This is a genomic window from Pseudomonas sp. Irchel s3h14 (assembly GCF_900187425.1).
GTDB lineage: Bacteria > Pseudomonadota > Gammaproteobacteria > Pseudomonadales > Pseudomonadaceae > Aquipseudomonas.
In genome coordinates this window covers 556,544-574,207 of the sequence record NZ_FYDJ01000001.1, presented here as the reverse complement: position 1 = coordinate 574,207, position 17,664 = coordinate 556,544, and the positions used below count along the sequence as shown (strand labels likewise).

Annotated in this window: 17 protein-coding genes; 8 read left to right on the top strand and 9 right to left on the bottom strand. The window is 60.1% G+C overall.

Annotated elements, in window-relative coordinates:
- Positions 1-75: 75 nt before the first annotated feature.
- The 4 genes from metF (at position 76) to CKW16_RS02765 (ending at position 5,092) form a co-directional block, all read left to right on the top strand.
- Positions 76-921, top strand: coding sequence for a methylenetetrahydrofolate reductase [NAD(P)H] (gene metF, locus CKW16_RS02780; protein WP_095127114.1), 846 nt, complete (start codon positions 76-78; stop codon positions 919-921).
- A 74-nt stretch (positions 922-995) separates the two neighbouring features.
- Complete coding sequence (locus CKW16_RS02775) at positions 996-2,078, top strand: hypothetical protein (RefSeq protein ID WP_095127113.1); 1,083 nt, start codon at positions 996-998, stop codon at positions 2,076-2,078.
- Between the two features lie 88 nt (positions 2,079-2,166).
- Complete coding sequence (locus CKW16_RS02770) at positions 2,167-2,982, top strand: ABC transporter substrate-binding protein (RefSeq protein WP_095127112.1); 816 nt, start codon at positions 2,167-2,169, stop codon at positions 2,980-2,982.
- A gap of 223 nt (positions 2,983-3,205) precedes the next feature.
- The gene (locus tag CKW16_RS02765) at positions 3,206-5,092 is read left to right on the top strand and encodes a DEAD/DEAH box helicase (protein WP_095127111.1); all 1,887 of its coding nucleotides are present in this window, start codon (positions 3,206-3,208) and stop codon (positions 5,090-5,092) included.
- Between the two features lie 246 nt (positions 5,093-5,338).
- On the opposite strand, the gene CKW16_RS02760 is transcribed toward CKW16_RS02765, so the two are convergent.
- The 3 genes from CKW16_RS02760 to CKW16_RS02750 form a co-directional block, all read right to left on the bottom strand.
- Positions 5,339-5,965, bottom strand: coding sequence for a YceI family protein (locus CKW16_RS02760; protein WP_176471502.1), 627 nt, complete (start codon positions 5,963-5,965; stop codon positions 5,339-5,341).
- Positions 5,965-6,516, bottom strand: coding sequence for a cytochrome b (locus CKW16_RS02755; protein WP_095127110.1), 552 nt, complete (start codon positions 6,514-6,516; stop codon positions 5,965-5,967). Before CKW16_RS02755 ends, CKW16_RS02760 begins: the two co-directional genes overlap by 1 nt.
- Positions 6,517-6,779: 263 nt before the next feature.
- Positions 6,780-8,549 carry a flavin monoamine oxidase family protein gene (locus CKW16_RS02750; protein WP_095127109.1) on the bottom strand — a complete coding sequence of 590 codons (1,770 nt, stop codon included), beginning with the start codon at positions 8,547-8,549 and terminating at the stop codon, positions 6,780-6,782.
- 223 nt (positions 8,550-8,772) lie between these two features.
- Between CKW16_RS02750 and CKW16_RS02745 the strand changes: the two genes are divergently transcribed.
- Positions 8,773-10,179, top strand: coding sequence for an adenosylmethionine--8-amino-7-oxononanoate transaminase (locus CKW16_RS02745; protein WP_095127108.1), 1,407 nt, complete (start codon positions 8,773-8,775; stop codon positions 10,177-10,179).
- Positions 10,180-10,262: 83 nt separating this feature from the next.
- Positions 10,263-10,982: a 16S rRNA (uracil(1498)-N(3))-methyltransferase gene (locus CKW16_RS02740; RefSeq protein ID WP_095127107.1), complete on the top strand. Its 720-nt coding sequence runs from the start codon at positions 10,263-10,265 to the stop codon at positions 10,980-10,982.
- Positions 10,983-11,086: 104 nt separating this feature from the next.
- Here the strand turns inward: CKW16_RS02740 and CKW16_RS02735 are convergent, their stop codons facing one another.
- The 3 genes from CKW16_RS02735 to CKW16_RS02725 are packed head-to-tail and all read right to left on the bottom strand — an operon-like array spanning position 11,087 to position 13,627.
- Positions 11,087-11,989, bottom strand: coding sequence for a transporter substrate-binding domain-containing protein (locus CKW16_RS02735; RefSeq protein ID WP_095127106.1), 903 nt, complete (start codon positions 11,987-11,989; stop codon positions 11,087-11,089).
- A 27-nt stretch (positions 11,990-12,016) separates the two neighbouring features.
- Positions 12,017-12,367: a RidA family protein gene (locus tag CKW16_RS02730; RefSeq protein ID WP_095127105.1), complete on the bottom strand. Its 351-nt coding sequence runs from the start codon at positions 12,365-12,367 to the stop codon at positions 12,017-12,019.
- A gap of 18 nt (positions 12,368-12,385) precedes the next feature.
- Positions 12,386-13,627, bottom strand: a complete 1,242-nt coding sequence (locus CKW16_RS02725) for a D-amino acid dehydrogenase (protein WP_095127104.1) — start codon at positions 13,625-13,627, stop codon at positions 12,386-12,388.
- A gap of 107 nt (positions 13,628-13,734) precedes the next feature.
- On the opposite strand from CKW16_RS02725, the gene CKW16_RS02720 reads away from it, so the two are divergent.
- The gene (locus tag CKW16_RS02720) at positions 13,735-14,643 is read left to right on the top strand and encodes a LysR family transcriptional regulator (protein ID WP_095127103.1); all 909 of its coding nucleotides are present in this window, start codon (positions 13,735-13,737) and stop codon (positions 14,641-14,643) included.
- A 5-nt stretch (positions 14,644-14,648) separates the two neighbouring features.
- Here CKW16_RS02720 and CKW16_RS02715 read toward each other — a convergent pair whose 3' ends face one another.
- A complete protein-coding gene (locus tag CKW16_RS02715; RefSeq protein ID WP_095127102.1) occupies positions 14,649-15,266 on the bottom strand; it encodes a hemolysin III family protein in 618 nt (205 codons plus the stop codon).
- A gap of 138 nt (positions 15,267-15,404) precedes the next feature.
- Here CKW16_RS02715 and CKW16_RS02710 point away from each other — a divergent pair, with 138 nt between their 5' ends.
- Entirely contained in the window at positions 15,405-16,319 is a 915-nt protein-coding gene (locus tag CKW16_RS02710; protein WP_046045248.1) for a LysR substrate-binding domain-containing protein, read from the top strand.
- A gap of 111 nt (positions 16,320-16,430) precedes the next feature.
- Here CKW16_RS02710 and madM read toward each other — a convergent pair whose 3' ends face one another.
- Entirely contained in the window at positions 16,431-17,195 is a 765-nt protein-coding gene (madM, locus tag CKW16_RS02705) for a malonate transporter subunit MadM (protein WP_095127101.1), read from the bottom strand.
- A gap of 1 nt (position 17,196) precedes the next feature.
- Positions 17,197-17,613 carry a malonate transporter subunit MadL gene (gene madL / locus CKW16_RS02700; RefSeq protein WP_095127100.1) on the bottom strand — a complete coding sequence of 139 codons (417 nt, stop codon included), beginning with the start codon at positions 17,611-17,613 and terminating at the stop codon, positions 17,197-17,199.
- Between the last annotated feature and the right edge of the window lie 51 nt (positions 17,614-17,664).

Sequence of the window (17,664 nt, the reverse complement as noted above, 5' to 3'; positions counted from 1 at the left end):
CTTTGCGCCCGCCGATCCTGACCAGGCGGACCGGCCATCACCGGCCCGCCTTTTGCGATTGCAAAGGGTATTCCCATGTCCGAAGACCGTCGCTACAGCTTTGAGTTCTTCCCTACGAAGACCGACGCTGGGCATGAAAAACTGATCGCCACTGCCCGTCATCTGGCGACCTACAACCCTGACTTCTTCTCCTGCACCTACGGCGCTGGTGGTTCGACCCGTGATCGCACCCTCAACACCGTGTTGCAGCTCGAAAGCGAAGTCAAAGTCCCTGCCGCACCGCATTTGTCCTGCGTTGGCGACAGCAAGGATGACTTGCGCGGCCTGCTGACCCAATACAAGGCGGCCGGCATCACCCGTATTGTTGCCCTGCGCGGTGACTTGCCTTCCGGCATGGGCATGGCCAGTGGTGAAATGCGCCACGCCAATGACCTGGTTGAATTCATTCGTGAAGAAACTGGCGATCATTTCCACATCGAAGTCGCCGCCTACCCGGAAATGCACCCGCAAGCGCGCAATTTCGAAGACGATCTGACCAACTTCGTGCGCAAGGCCAACGCTGGCGCCAACAGTGCGATCACCCAGTACTTCTTCAACGCCGACAGCTACTTCTACTTCGTCGAGCGTGTACGGGCGATGGGCGTGAACATCCCGATCGTTCCGGGGATCATGCCGATCACCAACTACAGCAAGCTGGCGCGTTTCTCCGATGCCTGCGGTGCGGAAATCCCGCGCTGGATCCGCAAGCAGCTGGAAGCCTACGGCGACGACACCTCAAGCATTCAGCGTTTCGGTGAGCAGGTTATTACTGAGATGTGTGAACGTTTGTTGCAGGGTGGAGCACCGGGGTTGCATTTCTATACCCTGAACCAGGCCGAAGCGAGCCTGGCCGTGTGGAACAATCTGAAGCTACCGCGCTGATAGACTCCATGCCTCATCCCAAGGCCCTCTTCTGAGGGCCTTTTATATACAAAGCCCATGGAATGTTGTTTCCAATGACGACTGAGACCTCGCCACCACGCCCTCAACTGGTTTATCTGGTTTTCGGCTCCCAGACGTACCACCAGGAAGCGGTGTTCAGCATCGCCAGTGCATTGGCCTGGCTGCGTGAAACGCCCCACGCAGACCTCGACATCCAGGTTTTCAGTGACAACCCGCAGCCCTACGAACACCTACCGGTACGAGTGCGCCCCCTCGACGAGCCTACTCGTCGCCGCTGGAACGAACCCCATGGCTATCACTTTCGAGCCAAGCATGTGGCGTTGCGCACGGTGCTTGAGGAGTCGGAAGTCGCATTGCTGATCGACACCGACACGTTCTTCCATTGTTCACCCGTCGAACTGTTCAACCGCGTGCAACCTGGCACTCTGCTGTGCAACGACTACTACACCCAATACGGCACCAATAAGGAGAACGTGCTCTACAGTGCGCTGTCGAGTACGCTTTTGAGCAAAGGCCTGGCTGATGATCAGATGTTGCTGCTCAACTCCGGCGTGATCGGGTTGCACCAGCAGGACGCGCAGGTGCTTGATCACTCCATTGCATTGATCGACGAATTGTTTCCCATGGCACAGGGGGCTTATACCCTTGAAGAGTTCTGCCTGTCGGTCGCGGTCTATCGCACGATGAAGGTCAATAAGTGCCCGGACCTGATCCATCACTACTGGAGCCGCAAGCAGCTGTTCAGGGCCAAGGTTAACGCCTGGGTCGTCAAACACGCCAAGAACCCAACCAGCCAGGCGGCATTGGACGATACTCGCCGCGTGTCAGCTCACCTGCCACGACCGCCACGAGTCCAGCGAATGCTCTACAAACTTATCACCTTGGCACTGCCCAAACATCTGCGTCAGTTCATCCGCGAAATCCTCTATGGCTGCTATGAACACCACAATGAGTTCGACAATGCCTGTGGGCCGGTGTGGTGGGACAAGGCGCTGCAAAACCAGGAAGAGCGCCTCGGCAAGCCAGTCACTCAGCACTTGCTCGAACGCTGGTTCAACAGGGAACTGGTACGACTGATCCTGGGCGGTCGACGCAAAGCTATCCAAGACCACCTGCTCAATTCGCCCGATAAATAGAGGCCTTGCGCGCAATCTACCTCAAGGACAGTGCTAAACATGCTCGCCAGAGCTTCTCATTAGGCCTTTAGAGTACTAACCTCAGGCCATGCCCGTAATTGCCCAGTTGCTGACAGTTCTGCTTTTTACTTGCCTGAGCTTCGCCGCTCGGGGCGAGAAGCTGCGCATTGTCACCGAACCCTGGGCGCCGTACGTGTATGAGGAAAACGGCAAATCCCTGGGACTGGACTACGAAACCACCGCCATCGTCTTCAAGCGCTTGGGCATCGAAGTGGAATGGCAGTTCCTGCCGTGGAAACGCTGCCTGTCGATGCTCGAAACGGGCCAGGCAGACGGCGCGCTGGACATCTTCCACAGCGATGAGCGCGACGCCACCCTGCTCTACCCCGGCGAGCCGCTCTCGGAAGTGGAGTTCGTGATGTTCTACGCCAATGAACGGCCCCACCCTTTTCGCACCCTGGCCGACCTGAAAGGACTGACCATCGGCACTTCCCCAGGCTATCTGTACAGCCAGGACTTCAGCGAATCGACCCTGTTCACTCGCGAACCGGCGCCGACCCATGAAGCCAACTTCGGCAAACTGGTGCGCGGGCGGATCGACCTGCTGATCACTGATCGCCGGGTCGGACAGCACTTGCTCGACGCATTGGGCATCCGCGACAAGATTACCGAGAACCCGACCGTCATCAGCCACCAGAGCCAGTTCCTGGCAGTACGCCGCAACGCCGGCATGGACTTGTTGGTGCAGCGCTTCGGCGCCGAACTCAAACGCTTCAAGCGCGAGCCTGCGTACGCTGAATTGAGCGCCCGTTATGGCGCCGATCCGGCTGCCGAGGTCAAAGCCACCAGAGCCACCGCCGCCAGCGGAAAAACCGTTGAGCAGCAGGAAAGCGGCGCGCAGTGATTGCTCTGTTATACTCCGGCCTTCCCGCCAGGCTCACGCCCGGACGCTCGGACTTGTTCAAGGCATCTCGACCCCGCTACAGCGCAGCTTTTCAGCCCGCGCGAGCACTCCAGATGAGCCTTCTTGGCCCAGCAGGACCGGACGGGATTGCGTTCCTCTTAAACGCCATTCGCGCCAGGCAAGACTCCCATTGGGCCAAGCCCTAACTAAAACAGGATTACTCATGTCCTTTGCTTCCCTCGGTCTCTCCGAGGCTTTAGTCCGCGCCATCGAGGCAGCGGGCTATACCGAGCCTACTCCGGTGCAACAGCGGGCCATTCCCGCCGTGTTGCAAGGTCGCGACCTGATGGTCGCGGCTCAGACAGGTACTGGTAAAACCGGCGGCTTCGCCCTTCCGATTCTGGAGCGGTTGTTCCCCAACGGTCACCCGGACAAATCCCAGCGTCACGGCCCGCGCCAACCGCGCGTACTGGTCCTGACCCCTACCCGCGAACTCGCGGCTCAAGTACACGAGAGCTTCAAGGTCTATGCCCGTGACCTGAAGTTCGTCAGCGCCTGCATCTTCGGCGGCGTCGGCATGAACCCACAGGTTCAGGCCATGTCCCGCGGTGTTGACGTGCTGGTGGCCTGCCCCGGCCGCCTGCTCGACCTCGCCGGCCAAGGCAGCGTCGATTTGTCCCACGTGGAAATCCTCGTGCTGGACGAAGCTGACCGCATGCTCGACATGGGCTTCGTCCATGACGTGAAAAAGGTCCTCGCCCGTCTGCCGAGCAAACGCCAGAACCTGCTGTTCTCGGCGACTTTCTCCAAAGACATCACCGACCTCGCCGGCAAGCTGCTGCACAACCCGGAACGCATCGAAGTCACGCCGCCGAACACCACGGTCGAGCGTATCGAACAGCGCGTATTCCGTCTGCCAGCCAACCACAAACGTTCGCTGCTGGCGCACTTGATCACCGCAGGCGCCTGGGAACAGGTTCTGGTGTTCACCCGCACCAAGCACGGCGCCAACCGTCTGGCCGAGTACCTGGACAAACACGGCCTCAGCGCCGTCGCGATCCACGGTAACAAGAGCCAGAACGCTCGCACCAAAGCCCTGGCCGACTTCAAGGCCGGCGAAGTGCGCATCCTGGTCGCCACCGACATCGCCGCTCGCGGTCTGGATATCGATCAGTTGCCACACGTGGTCAACTTCGAATTGCCAAACGTCGACGAAGACTACGTTCACCGTATCGGCCGTACCGGCCGTGCCGGTCGTTCGGGCGAGGCGATCTCGCTGGTCGCTCCGGACGAAGAAAAACTGCTGAAAAGCATCGAACGCATGACCAAGCAGAAGATTGCCGACGGCAACCTGATGGGCTTCGATTCCAGCGCTGTAGAAGCCGAGAAACCTGAAGTCCGCGAGCGTCCGGATGTGCGTAACCCGCGCAACCCACGTGGCCCGCGCGGCGACGGTCCGAACGGCACCGGCGGTGGCGGCGGTCGTAAAGACAAAGGCAAGGACAAGGGCGGCAAGGAAAAACCTGCAGCCACTGGCCGTGGTGATCGCCCGGCGCGTGAACACAAGCCACGCGAAGGCACTCCGGCTCGCGAGCAACAGCGTCCAGCGCCACGCGCTGCTGCTGCAGACCGTGCTCCGGACGAGTTCCTGGACGACGATATCGATAACTTCGGTAACCGCGTCGACTACGTTCCTCAAGCCAAACCGGCTCAGGGCCGTGGCCGCCGTCCGGGTGCTCCGGCACAAGGCACGGCAGCCGGCGCTGGCGCAGGTGCTCCGCGCACCGGCGGCGCCAAGCCTCAGGGTCGTCAAAGCGGCCCACGCAGCAGCGATGGCGCCACCACCGGCACTCCGCCGGCCAAGCGCAGCGGCCCACGCAACGGTGCTCCACGTGACGGCCAGGCCCGTCGCGAAGAGTCCCGCAACCGCCGCCCGGCTCGTGACGATCAGCCGCGTTCGGAACCGGCCGTGCAAAACCCGCGCGGCCCGGCACCGAAGATCATTCACAAGGAGTCGAAAACCGATCGTTTCCCGACTCCTGAGCAACTTGATCAACTGCCAGGCCGTCCGCGCGGCGAGAAACCAGCCTTGCTGACCCGCAATCGCTGATTTAACGCAGCCATAAAAAATGCCCCGTATCGCGAGATTCGGGGCATTTTTTTATGCATCACCAAAAACCTGTAGGAGCAAAGCTTGCTCGCGATTGGTTCACCTCGGTGTGTGGTGTGGCTGATGACGCCATCGCGAGCAAGCTTTGCTCCTACAGGGTTCCGTGTCGTTGTTGAGGATTGCGCCAGGCATAAAAAAACGCCCCCGACCGTGAGATCGGGGGCGTTTTTGTTTTAGCGGCGAAAGTTACTTCGCTTTCACACCTTCAAACGTTACGTACAACTCGACCGCGTCGGACGCTGGACCCAGGTCTTTCTGCTTGCCGAAATCGGAACGCTTGATGCTGGTGGTGCCTTCGAAGCCGGCACGGTAGCCGCCCCATGGATCCTTGCCTTCACCCAGGAAAGTGGCCTTGACCACGACTGGCTTGGTCACGCCCAGCAGGGTCAGGTCACCGGTCACGTCAGCAGTGTCTTTACCCGCGGCGTTTTTGCCGGTGGATTTGACGCTGGTGGACACGAACGTGGCTTTGGCGAATTTGCTCACATTCAGGAAATCACCGCTGGCGATGTGCTTATCGCGCTCGGCATGGTTGGTGAACACGCTGGCGGTGTTCACGTTGAACTCGATCTTGCTGGCTTCAGGCTTGGCAGCGTCAAAGCTGAATTTGCCGTCGATGTCCTTGAAGGTACCGGTGATGAAGCTGTAGCCCAGGTGGCTGATCTTGAAGTCAACGAAGGCGTGCTGGCCTTCCTTGTCGACAACGTAGTCAGCTGCCATCACGTTGGCGGACAGCAGGGCAGAACCGATTGCCAGAGCGGCGAGCGTCTTTTTCAACATGCTTTCTTTTCCTTTGGAGTCGAGGTTGAACATCAGGCTTTGCGTCCCAGCATTCGCGTCAGGGTCGCATCACGATCAATAAAGTGGTGTTTCAGTGCTGCCAACGCATGGAGACCGGAAAAAATTACCAGCGCCCAGGCCAGGTACAAATGAATCACACCGGCTGTGTCTGCCTGGTCCGGTAGTCCGGATATCAGTGCAGGAACTTCAAACAGGCCAAACACCGGAATCCCGACACCGTCTGCGGTGGAAATCAGGTAACCGGCAATCATCACAGCGAACAGACTGAGGTACAGGAACGAGTGACCGAATGTGGCGCCAATGCGCGTCATGCGGTTATAGCTTTCCAGTACTGGCGGCGGCGGGCTGATGAAACGCCACAGCACCCGTAGAACCATGACGGCTAACAACACCAGGCCAATGCTCTTGTGCAAGTCGGGCGCGTCTTTGCGCCAGGTGCTGTAGTAGTCAAGACCGACCATCCACAAGCCCAACGCAAACAGACCGAAGACCGCCAGCGCCACGCCCCAGTGCATAAAGATGCTGACCCAACCGTAGCGCGAAGAAGAATTACGTAGCTGCATTGCCCAAATCCTGTGAGAACTGCGACCAAGACTATCGAGTTATCTATCGAGTTAAAGCGGAAAATTTCGCTTTGAAATATCGAGAAATACGATCAAGAGTCTGAAATAGGTGAGTTAAGGAAAGATTAAAGATCCATGTGTAAGAAAAAATGAAGTCCAACTAAAGAACACCTGCGCCCCAGGATTTATTCGATTCCTGATAGTGGTTTTCTTCGGGCATAAAAAAACGCGGCATTTCTGCCACGTTCTTTTAGTCCCAAAGCTTACTGCACTTTGGTATCCGTCGCCGGAGTCGCAGCGGGCTTGGCCGCTACTTTCTTCGCCGGTTCAGCCTTTTTCACCGGGGCCTTTTTAGCCTCGACTTTGGCCGCAGGTTTTTTCACCGCTGCCTTTGCCGGGGCTTTTTTGGCGGGCTCGGCTTTCACCGGGGTCACTGGTTTCGGCGCTTCGACCGGAGTTGGCGCTGGGGCCGGCGCAGGTGTTGGAGCCGGAGCAGGTGTTGGAGCCGGAGCAACCGGAGCCACTGGCTCTGGCGCCTTGACCGGTGCCGGTTTGTCGTCAGAACCACCGAACAGGTTGGTGAAGAAGTTACCTTTCTTCGCCGCCACTGCACCGGCCGCAACAGCCGTCGCCGCCGGAACAACTTTCGCCGGTTCAAACGACTTGCCGGCCGCCAGGTCTTCTACCTGACTGGCTGCCCGCTGACCGGTGCGAAGTGCGCCTTCCAGAGTGCCTGGGTACAAGGTGTCAGTGTGTTCGCCGGCAAAGGCTACACGCTGAATCGGACGCTCCCACAGACGCCAGTACTTGCTGATCTGGCCAGGGCCGAAGGCCAGGTAAGCGCCACCCATCGATGGGTCGTTGCTGTAACGGCGGATCTCATAACCGGTGAACGAACCGCGTGCCTGTGGATAAAAGGCGTGCAGACGGATCAGCACCTGATCGGCGATCTGCTTGTCGCCGAAGGCCTGCATCACGCGCGCGTTGTCGCCGGACAGGTTGATCACAACGTTGGCGCCGCCCTTCAGCGCCGGCTCAACCCACAACATGCCCAGACCGGTGTTGCTGTAGATCTCGCCGGTCATCCGCGCCTTGCTTTCCCACACTGGCGTCTTGAACTTCAGCATGATCTGGTCGCGCCAGCCGTAGTTGGTGCCCTTGATCGCGCCCATGTGCTGGGCATCCAGCGACGGAGTCATCTGGATCTTGTTCAGTGCGCGCAATGGCACGGCCACGACGACGTAGTCAGCCTGATAGCCAACGCTGCCGACTTTGACGGTCACGCCGTCCTTGTCCTGGGTGATCGCCGAGACCGGGGAGCTGGTCTTGATGGTTTTCAGTTGTTTGACGAACGCCTGAGCCAACACCGGGCTACCGCCGAGCAGGCGCGAAGCACGCAGGTCACGGTCGGCAACGCCACGGTAAACGCGGCTTTGCTGTGCGAAGTACAGCAGCGACAGGCGCGACGGTTCGTCATAACGGGTACGAATCTGCTGATTCACCAACTGACGTGCCGTGGCCGGCAGATTCAGACGGTCGAGCCAGTTGGACACGTTGATCTGGTCCAGGGCGAACAGTGTGCTGTTGGCCGCCGGGTTCTGCGGGTCTTCGATCGAGCGCGCCAGATCGTCCAGGGTCTTTTCGTAGCGTTTGAGCGCTTCGGCGGTGGCCGGTTGCTTGGTGGCCAGATCGGCGGCAGTGAAATACTCACCATCAATCAGGTAACTCGGGGTCCGCACGAACTCTGGGGCCGGCGTGGTGCTCAGCTTGAAGGTCGATACGTACTTGTTCAGAACCGGTTGGGTCTTGTCGTTGCCGATCCACTCACTGGTGGCCATGCCGGAGCGACCGCCCATGCTCGATTTGGCTTCCAGCAGGGTGACCTGCCAGCCCTTGTTTTGCAGTTCGTAAGCCGCGGTGAGGCCAGACAGCCCTCCGCCGATCACGATCGCCGTTTTATCCTTGGCCAGCGCAGACACGCTGAACAGCCCCAACATCACCAGCGCACAGGCGCGCAGCCAACCAGCAGACATTCAGCGAACTCCGGAAATACACGTAGGAAATAGCGGTTTTGCGAGCCAGACGGCTCAAAGAACCGCGAAGAATACGTCAGGCATCAAAAGGCCGCCAGCGACGTCTATCCACCTATACAAAGTAGCTCAATCCACACAATGGGTTGTCCCCACGTCACGCATTGCATAGGCTTGCGCGATTGTTTGCCCGCGCACGTCGCGAGCCGCCTCGAGGAGACTGAAAATGGGCCTGAATAATCAGTGGATGCAACGCGATCTCGCGGTGTTGTGGCATCCCTGCACCCAGATGAAAGACCACGAACAGCTGCCACTGATCCCGATCAAACGCGGTGAAGGTGTCTGGCTGGAAGACTTCGAAGGCAAACGCTACCTCGACGCCGTCAGCTCCTGGTGGGTCAACGTGTTTGGTCATGCCAACCCGCGGATCAACCAGCGCATCAAGGACCAGGTTGATCAGCTGGAGCACGTAATCCTTGCTGGTTTCAGTCATCAGCCGGTGATCGAGTTGTCCGAGCGCCTGGTGAAAATGACGCCGGAAGGCCTGACCCGATGCTTCTACGCCGATAACGGTTCGTCCTGCATCGAAGTCGCGCTGAAAATGAGCTTTCACTATTGGCTCAACCGCGGCCAGCCGAACAAGAAGCGCTTCGTCACCCTGACCAACAGCTACCACGGCGAAACCATGGCGGCGATGTCGGTGGGCGACGTGCCGCTGTTCACCGAAACCTACAAGGCCCTGCTGCTGGACACCATCAAGGTGCCGAGCCCCGATTGCTACCTGCGCCCGGAAGGCATGAGCTGGGAAGAACACTCGCGCAACATGTTCGCCGCCATGGAACAGACTCTGGCCGAGAATCACGACACCGTCGCTGCAGTGATCGTCGAGCCGCTGATCCAGGGCGCCGGCGGCATGCGCATGTACCACCCGGTTTATCTGAAACTGCTGCGCGAAGCCTGCGACCGCTATGGCGTGCACCTGATCCACGACGAAATCGCCGTCGGCTTCGGCCGCACCGGGACGATGTTCGCCTGCGAACAGGCCGGCATCCGCCCGGACTTCCTCTGCCTGTCCAAGGCCCTGACCGGCGGTTACCTGCCGTTGGCGGCCTGCGTCACCACCGAAGATGTCTACAGCGCGTTCTACGACGACTACCCTACCCTGCGCGCCTTCCTGCACTCCCACAGCTACACCGGCAATCCGCTGGCGTGCGCGGCAGCCTTGGCGACTTTGGATATCTTCGAAGAAGACAACGTCATCGAGAACAACAAGGCGCTGGCTCAGCGCATGGCCAGCGCCACCGCGCATCTGGCCGATCACCCGAACGTTTCGGAAGTGCGCCAGACCGGCATGGTGCTGGCCATCGAGATGGTCAAGGACAAGGCCACCAAGGAAGCTTATCCGTGGCAGGAACGTCGCGGCTTGAAAGTGTTCCAGCATGCGTTGGAGCGTGGTGCTTTACTTCGACCGCTGGGCAGCGTGGTGTACTTCCTGCCGCCGTACGTGATCACGCCTGATCAGATCGACTTTCTGGCCGAAGTGGCCAGCGAAGGCATCGACATCGCCACTCGTGACAGCGTTAGCGTGTCGGTGCCGAAAGACTTCCATCCGGGCTTCCGCGATCCCGGCTGATGCATCGAACGATGCGGTCCATGTGGGAGTGCACAGAAGCCGACAATGATTCAGATGATTAACACCCTTTTCAGAGACCCAAGATGAGACTGTCCCGCTTCTTTATCGACGCCCCCTTGAGCACTGGCGAACACGAGTTGCCCGAGGCCCAGGCCCATTACATCAGCCGCGTGTTGCGCATGGCCGAGGGTGATGCGTTGCAACTGTTCGACGGTTCGGGCCATGAGTTTCGCGCCACGCTGGTGGAGGTCGGCAAGAAGCGCGTCGTGGTGCAGATCGATGAAAGCTTCGCCGGGCAGGTCGAGTCGCCATTGTCGATCCATCTCGGCCAGGGCTTGTCCCGTGGCGAGCGGATGGATTGGGCGATTCAGAAAGCCACCGAACTGGGGGTGACTGAAATCACCCCGATTTTCAGCGACCGCTGTGAAGTCCGGCTGAAGGATGAACGCGCCGACAAACGCCTGATGCACTGGCGCCAGGTGGCGATCAGCGCGTGCGAGCAGTGTGGGCGTTCACGGGTGCCGGTGATTCATCCGCCGCTGCTGTTGGCGGATTGGTTGAAGCAGACGGAGGCCGAATTGAAACTGGTACTGCATCCGGTGGCCGAACCATTGGTGAGCCATGCGAAACCGGCGACGCTCGCGTTTTTGATTGGCCCGGAAGGCGGATTGTCCGACGCTGAAGTGGAGCAGGCCAAGGCTGGCGGTTTTCACGCCGCCCGCCTCGGCCCTCGCGTGCTGCGCACCGAAACCGCGCCCGTCGTGGCATTGGCGGTAGCGCAACAACTTTGGGGCGACTTCTAGGGCCCTTTCGCGAGCAGGCTCGCTCCCACATTGAAATGCATTCCCCTGTGGGAGCGAGCCTGCTCGCGATTGGCCGCGACGCAGTCTAGCGATCGATCTGGCTGCTACTGAACCGGATCGCTCGTCGGCTTGACAATGATCGCCTTGAGTTCGCTGGTCATCGGGAACTCAAGGTTCAAGCCCTTCGGCGGAATCGGCTGCTGGAACCAGCGCTGGTAGATGCCGTTGATCTCGCCCGAGCTGTACAGATCGGCGAGGGTTGAGTTCACCAACGCAAGAAACTGCGGATCATCCTTGCGCACCATGCAGCTGTAGATTTCCCGTGACTGCTCTTCGCCCACCACGACCCAGTTATGCGGATCGCGGGCCTTGGCGCGTTCGCCGTAGAGCAGCGCATCATCCATGTAGAACGCCGCCGCCCGACCTGACTGCAGCATCTGGAACGCTTCGCCGTGGTCCTTGGCGCTGATCACAAACATATCGATCTTGTGATCGATGTTGTAGCTCTTCAGAAACCGCTCGTTGGTGGTGCCGGCGGTGGTCACGACGTTCTTGCCGCGCAGGTCGGCGAAGCTCTTGATGCCGCTGTCCTTCGCCGTGAGCAACTGACCCTTCACGTAGATAAACCCGTAGGAAAACGCCACTTGCTGCATACGCTCGGCGGTCACGCCGGTGGAGCCGCACTCAAGGTCGACGGTGCCGTTCTGCACCAGTGGAATGCGCGTTTGTGAGGTCACCAGGTTGTACTTCACTTGCAGATCCGGCAGTTCAAGCTTTTGCTTGATGCGCTCGACAATCTTGCTCGCCAGGTCCACCGAATAGCCCATCGGCTGCCCCGTGTGATCACCCACGTAGGAGAACGGCACCGACGCGTCGCGATAACCCAGCGTGATGCTCTTGGCATTGGCGACCTTGTTCAGCGTGCCGGTCAGTGGCGCTTCGTTGGCCTGGACCTGGCTGGCAAGCAGCAGGCCGAGGGTGCAGCCGATCAACGTGATTTTTTGCATTGTTATTCTCCGTTGTGGGTAGAGCGATTAGCGGCGGGCGGCGATCACGGTGATTTCCACCAGAACCTCTGGACGGGCCAGTTGCGCCTGCAAAGTGGTGCGGGTCGGCGCGTTGCCCGGTGACAGCCACTGCGACCAGACCTCGTTCATGGCAGCGAAATCGCGGCCAATGTCGTTCAGGTAAATGGTCGCGTTGAGCAGATGATCCTTGTCGCTGCCAGCGTCGGCCAACAACGCGTCGATCTTCGCCAGCACCTCGGCGGTTTGGCCGGTGACGTCGGAGCTGTCACCCGGAACCTGTCCCGAGAGAAACACCAGATCGCCAAAGGTCACCGCGCCAGAGAGTCGGCTGTTGCTGTTGATACGGTTGATGCTCATCGGTTTTTCCTTTTCAAGTCAGGCGACGCGGGGGGCGAGGCCCTGCATTTCGATTGAAGGTGTGCGCCGGGCGATCAACTCGCTGAGCACTCGGGCGCTGCCACAGGCCAGGGTAAAACCCAAGGCGCCATGGCCGAGGTTAAGCCACAGGTTGCGGTACGCCGTGGCCCCGATCAATGGCACGCCGCTGGGGGTGGCCGGGCGCATGCCGGCCCATTCGATGGCGGCGTCGTAATCGCCGGCATTCGGTAAGGTTTCCTGCGCCTGACGCTTGATCAGCGCCAGGCGTTTGGGGTCGAGCGCCGGGTCGAAACCGACAATGTCGACCATCGCCGCCACGCGCAATTGTTCACCGATGCGGGCGTAAACGATCTTGCGGTTGTAATCGGTGATGCTCAGCTCCGGCGCGCGATGTTCGGCGCGGATCGGCAAGGTCAGGCTGTAGCCCTTGAGCGGATACAGCGGCAGGTTCATGCCCGGCAGCGCCAGCGCCGGACTGCGATGGCCGGCGGCAATCACCAGTTGCTCGACCGGCAGCACTTGCGAACCCATTTCTACGGCCTGCACCGCGCCATCCGCGTGGCGAATGCCGGTGACCTTTTGGCCGAGTAAAAACTCGCAACGCCCCGACGCCTGGAGTCGAGCCTGCAGTTGCTGGCAGAAAGCATGGCAATCGGCGACCTCTTCGTCAGGCGTATAAATCGCGCCCACAAACGGCGCCTCGGCGAGTGCAGGCTCCAGCTGCGCGCATTCGGCCCGCGACAGCACGTGCTGCTGTTGCGGATCGGCCAGGCCATGGCGCGCATGCTCAAAACTCGCGGCTTCACGAAACGTCACCAGTTTGCCGTTGCGCCGCCAGTCGAAACCGTCGAGGCGATCTTCGTCGCGCCAACCTTGCAGCGTGGACTGACTCAGCAACGCCAGACGCAGCAGGTGTGCACCGTTGCGCTGATTCACCGAACGACGGCAGGCCGCCAGGAAAGATGCCATCCAGCGCCATTGCGCCGGGTCCAGGCGCGGGCGCAGCTTCAACGGCGAGTCACCGCGCAGCATCCAGCCAAGCGCCTGCAACGGTACGCCGGCATCGGCCAGTGGCGCGACGTAACGGTAGGACAACTGGCCGCCGTTGGCGAAACTGGTCTCGCTGCCCAGCGAATCCCGGGCCTCGATCAGCGTCACGTCGATGCCGTCGCGAACCAGTGCGTAAGCTGTCGTCAGCCCGATGACGCCACCACCGATGATGCAAACCCGCTGAGCCATGTCTGTCCTTAACCGTTATTGAAACAGGCTTCAGGTTAGGACCAGGTGACAGACCTTGAACAATGCTTAAAGATGCCTGACCCATAAACAAAGGTTATGGACTTGCCATGCGACTGCGACACATCGAGATTTTCCAGGCTATTCGCCAGACCGGTTCGGTCAGTGGCGCCGCGCAGTTGCTGCACGTATCGCAGCCGGCGGTGAGCAAAGTGCTGCAACACGCCGAGCAGCAACTGGGCTTTCCGTTGTTCCTGCGGGTGCGCGGTAAATTGCAGGCTACGCCCGAAGCGCTGGAGCTTGAGCGCGAGGTCGACAAGGTCACAGAAAGCCTGCAAGGCGTGCGACGTCTGGCCCAGAGCTTGCGTCGCGAGCCGGGTCACAGCGTACGGATCGGTGCAATCCCGGCGCTGGCCTTGTCGCTGCTGCCGCCGGCCATCAACGAGTGGACGCAACGCTACCCGGACATCGTCTGCGAACTGTCCAGCGCCCACAGCCGTGAGCTGATGCAGAACCTGTTGATGCGCGAAGTGGATGTGGCGCTGACCTTGCAACCGCCGGATCATCCGGGCCTGAAGGCGCAAGCCCTGGCCTGCGGTGTTTTGGTGGCGCTGGCGCCGTTGGGCTATTGGACCGACGACGCCTTGAGCCAACCGTTGCCATTGATCGAACTGGCCGGTGCGCCGCTGATCGGTCTGTCCAGCGCCGACCCGTTGGCGGCCAGACTCGACAGCTACCTTGAGGCGGTCGATCCGCCGCCACGGGTTCGCATCGCCGTACAGACCTATTCGCTGGCGCGGGCGATGGTTGAATCCGGTGCCGGGCTGGCAGTGATCGACCCGTTTACCGCGCTCGGCGCATCCCCCGCCACCACGGCGATTCGACCTCTGGCGCCAGCACTACCGATTACCCTGTATGCCGTCACCCGCGCCGACGAACCGCCGCCCCATACCTTGAGCGACTTGTTGCAGGTGTTCAGCCGACGGGCGCAGGCGCAACTGGATCGCTTGATCCCGTAGCGGCCTCAAAGGACATAAAACAGAATCGCCACGAAGTGCAGCAGACTCCCGGCGATCACGAACAGATGCCAGATCCCGTGGGCATGGCGCAAACGACTATCCAGCGCAAAAAAGATAATGCCCACGGTGTACAGCACGCCGCCCGACGCCAGCCAGGCGAAACCTGTACTGCCCAACGCCGCCAGTAACGGTTTGACCGCCACCAGTACGATCCAGCCCATCACCGCATAGATCACGATCGACAGAATCCGCGCTTCCGAACGCGGTTTGATCTCTTGCAGGATGCCGATCAGCGCCAACCCCCAGACAATCCCGAACAGCGTCCAGCCCCACGGCCCGCGCAATGTCACCAGACAAAAAGGTGTGTAGCTGCCGGCAATCAGCAGGTAGATCGAAAAGTGATCGACCTTTTGCATGATCGCTTTCTTGCGCCCACGCACGCTGTGGTAAACGGTCGACGCGCTGTAAAGCACCAGCAAGGTAAACCCGTAAATCGCCACGCTGACGATCTTCCACGGGCTGCCGTCCATGCCGGCGATCACCAGCATCCACACCACTCCAACAACCGCTGCCACCGCCCCGACCAGATGCGTCCAGGCGTTCAATCTTTCCCCGTGATACATGTGTTGCTCACCTCAAGATTCGTTGCAACATCGCGCAAGGCTCAGGCCTGAAGGTTAAAAGCGCAATGTTTCAAAACACAAATCCCCGAAGAACCCACATACGTGCACAATCGAGCCATTCGAATAAGAGTCTGCATCATGCTGATCGATGAAGAGTTGACCCTGAAAAAACTCGAGGTGTTCCTGGCCTTCATGCGCACCGGCAACCTGGCCCGTGCCGCCGCCGAGTTGCAGACCAGCAACGTCAGCGTGCACCGGGCGATCCACTCCCTGGAAAGCGCCCTGCGCTGCCCGCTGTTCAAGCACGAAGGCCGCAATCTCACGCCGTTGGAAAGCGCTTATGTGCTGGAAGAACGAGCACAGAAGCTGATTCAGGACGTGGTCGAAACCGTGCGCCTGACCCGCGAAGCCGCCGGGTTCTCCGCCGAGCGCTTCAAGCTCGGCTCGCTGTATTCGCTGACGGTGAAGACCGTGCCGCAGCTGATCATGGGCCTGAAGATCCGCCGCAGCGAACTCAATATCGACCTGATCCTCGGCTCGAACTTCGACCTGCTGTACAAGCTCAAGAACATGGAAGTCGACGCGATCCTGGTGTCGCTGGACGAGAGCGTCAACGACCCGGACTGCGAGCAGATTCCGCTGTTTTCCGACGACATCTTTCTCGCCACACCGGCGGATTCAAAGTTTGCCCAACGGACCGAAGTTGATCTCGCCGAAGTGCGCGATGAGACATTCATTACGCTGACCCAGGGCTTTGCCACGCACCAGGACGGTAATCGGGTGTTCAAGCAGGCGGGGTTCGAACCGAAGGTGGCGATGCAGGTCAACGACATCTTCACCTTGCTGAGCATGGTCAGCTCGGGCGTGGGTTATGCGTTGCTGCCGGGGCGGATTGCGGCGGTATATGAGAACCGGGTGAAGCTGATTCCGTTGCAGGAAAAGTATCGGTTGCAGCAGCACATTGGGGTGGTGTTTTTGAAGGCCAAGGAGCGGGATCCGAATCTGCTGGCGTTGCTGGCTGAGTGCCGGATGTACGCCAACCGCAATGCTTGAGACCGCGGCGCCTGCATCGCGGGCAAGCCTTGCTCCTACAGAGAGCGCGCACATCCTGTAGGAGCATGGCTTGCCCGCGATGAGGCCATCACCGGCGATACAAATCCAGGCTTAACCGACAATCCCACGAACAATGAAGTACAACAACGAAGGCCCCAGCAAGCACCCAAGCCCGGTGTGGAACGTCGCCGTCAACGCGCCATAAGGCACCAACCGCCGATCCGTCGCCGCCAACCCCGCCGTCACACCACTCACCGTCCCGGCCAACCCACCAAACACCATCGCCGAGCGCGGGTTATCCAGCCCCATCCAGCGTGCCGCCATCGGTGTGCCGACCATCACAAAAATCGCCTTGATCAACCCGGTGGCAATCGACAACGCCACCACATCCGAACTGGCACCAATCGCCGCCCCGGTCACCGGCCCGACGATGTAGGTCACCGCACCCGCGCCAATGGTGGTCATGCTGATCGCATCGCGATAACCGAACGCCCAGGCCATGCTCGCCCCGACAATGAACGGCAGAATCGTGCCCAGCAGCAGCGCAATCACACCGATCAAACCCGCCTTTTTCGCTTCGGTGGCTTGCACTTCGAATGCCGTGGCGACGATCGCAAAGTCCCGCAGCATGGCGCCGCCCATCAGACCGATGCCGGAAAACAGCGTCAGATCCGCCAGGCCTTTTTGCCCGCCCGTCATCGTGCCGCCGACCCAGGCCAGAACAAGCCCGATGACGATGGCAATCGCCGAACCGTGAATCCGCCCAAACGTCAGGCGCTTGGACAACACCACCGACACCCACATGATCACGCCAACGAACGCGAACGCCGTCACCAGACCGTTATGCTCCAGACCTTTTTCAATGAGATCCCACATATCAGCGACCTCCTACTGGAGTGCCAACCGGCGTTATGTCCGTCGGTTCATCGGGCAACGGTTCGCCTTTGTGAGTCCGACTGATCAGGGCAATGGTGCAGCCGCAGATCACCACCGAACCGATTGCCGCGAGCACCGCCACCGGGCCGCCGTGCAGGGCGGTGACGACGTTTTGTTGCGCGGCCATCGCGACCACTACCGGAATGTACATGGCGCCCCAGAAACCGACGCCCATCTCGCAATCCTTGGTCATGCCGCCGTGTTTATGCATCCACAACCGCGCGCAGATCAGCAGGATCATCGCGATCCCGACGCCACCGACGTTTGATTTCACGCCCAGCAACACGCCGAGCATGTCGCCCACAATCACCCCTGCCAGCGTACAAATCGCCAACAGCGCCACACCGTAAATAATCATTGTTGTTGTCCTCAAAGTGCATCGTCGAATGTTGTTTTTGTTGTTCGAAGG

Coding starts and splice junctions, on each gene's coding strand:
- metF (WP_095127114.1), top strand. CDS start 76: ATGTCCGAAGACCGTCGCTACAGCTTTGAGTTCTTCCCTACGAAGACC.
- CKW16_RS02775 (WP_095127113.1), top strand. CDS start 996: ATGACGACTGAGACCTCGCCACCACGCCCTCAACTGGTTTATCTGGTT.
- CKW16_RS02770 (WP_095127112.1), top strand. CDS start 2,167: ATGCCCGTAATTGCCCAGTTGCTGACAGTTCTGCTTTTTACTTGCCTG.
- CKW16_RS02765 (WP_095127111.1), top strand. CDS start 3,206: ATGTCCTTTGCTTCCCTCGGTCTCTCCGAGGCTTTAGTCCGCGCCATC.
- CKW16_RS02760 (WP_176471502.1), bottom strand. CDS start 5,965: ATGTTCAACCTCGACTCCAAAGGAAAAGAAAGCATGTTGAAAAAGACG.
- CKW16_RS02755 (WP_095127110.1), bottom strand. CDS start 6,516: ATGCAGCTACGTAATTCTTCTTCGCGCTACGGTTGGGTCAGCATCTTT.
- CKW16_RS02750 (WP_095127109.1), bottom strand. CDS start 8,549: ATGTCTGCTGGTTGGCTGCGCGCCTGTGCGCTGGTGATGTTGGGGCTG.
- CKW16_RS02745 (WP_095127108.1), top strand. CDS start 8,773: ATGGGCCTGAATAATCAGTGGATGCAACGCGATCTCGCGGTGTTGTGG.
- CKW16_RS02740 (WP_095127107.1), top strand. CDS start 10,263: ATGAGACTGTCCCGCTTCTTTATCGACGCCCCCTTGAGCACTGGCGAA.
- CKW16_RS02735 (WP_095127106.1), bottom strand. CDS start 11,989: ATGCAAAAAATCACGTTGATCGGCTGCACCCTCGGCCTGCTGCTTGCC.
- CKW16_RS02730 (WP_095127105.1), bottom strand. CDS start 12,367: ATGAGCATCAACCGTATCAACAGCAACAGCCGACTCTCTGGCGCGGTG.
- CKW16_RS02725 (WP_095127104.1), bottom strand. CDS start 13,627: ATGGCTCAGCGGGTTTGCATCATCGGTGGTGGCGTCATCGGGCTGACG.
- CKW16_RS02720 (WP_095127103.1), top strand. CDS start 13,735: ATGCGACTGCGACACATCGAGATTTTCCAGGCTATTCGCCAGACCGGT.
- CKW16_RS02715 (WP_095127102.1), bottom strand. CDS start 15,266: ATGTATCACGGGGAAAGATTGAACGCCTGGACGCATCTGGTCGGGGCG.
- CKW16_RS02710 (WP_046045248.1), top strand. CDS start 15,405: ATGCTGATCGATGAAGAGTTGACCCTGAAAAAACTCGAGGTGTTCCTG.
- madM (WP_095127101.1), bottom strand. CDS start 17,195: ATGTGGGATCTCATTGAAAAAGGTCTGGAGCATAACGGTCTGGTGACG.
- madL (WP_095127100.1), bottom strand. CDS start 17,613: ATGATTATTTACGGTGTGGCGCTGTTGGCGATTTGTACGCTGGCAGGG.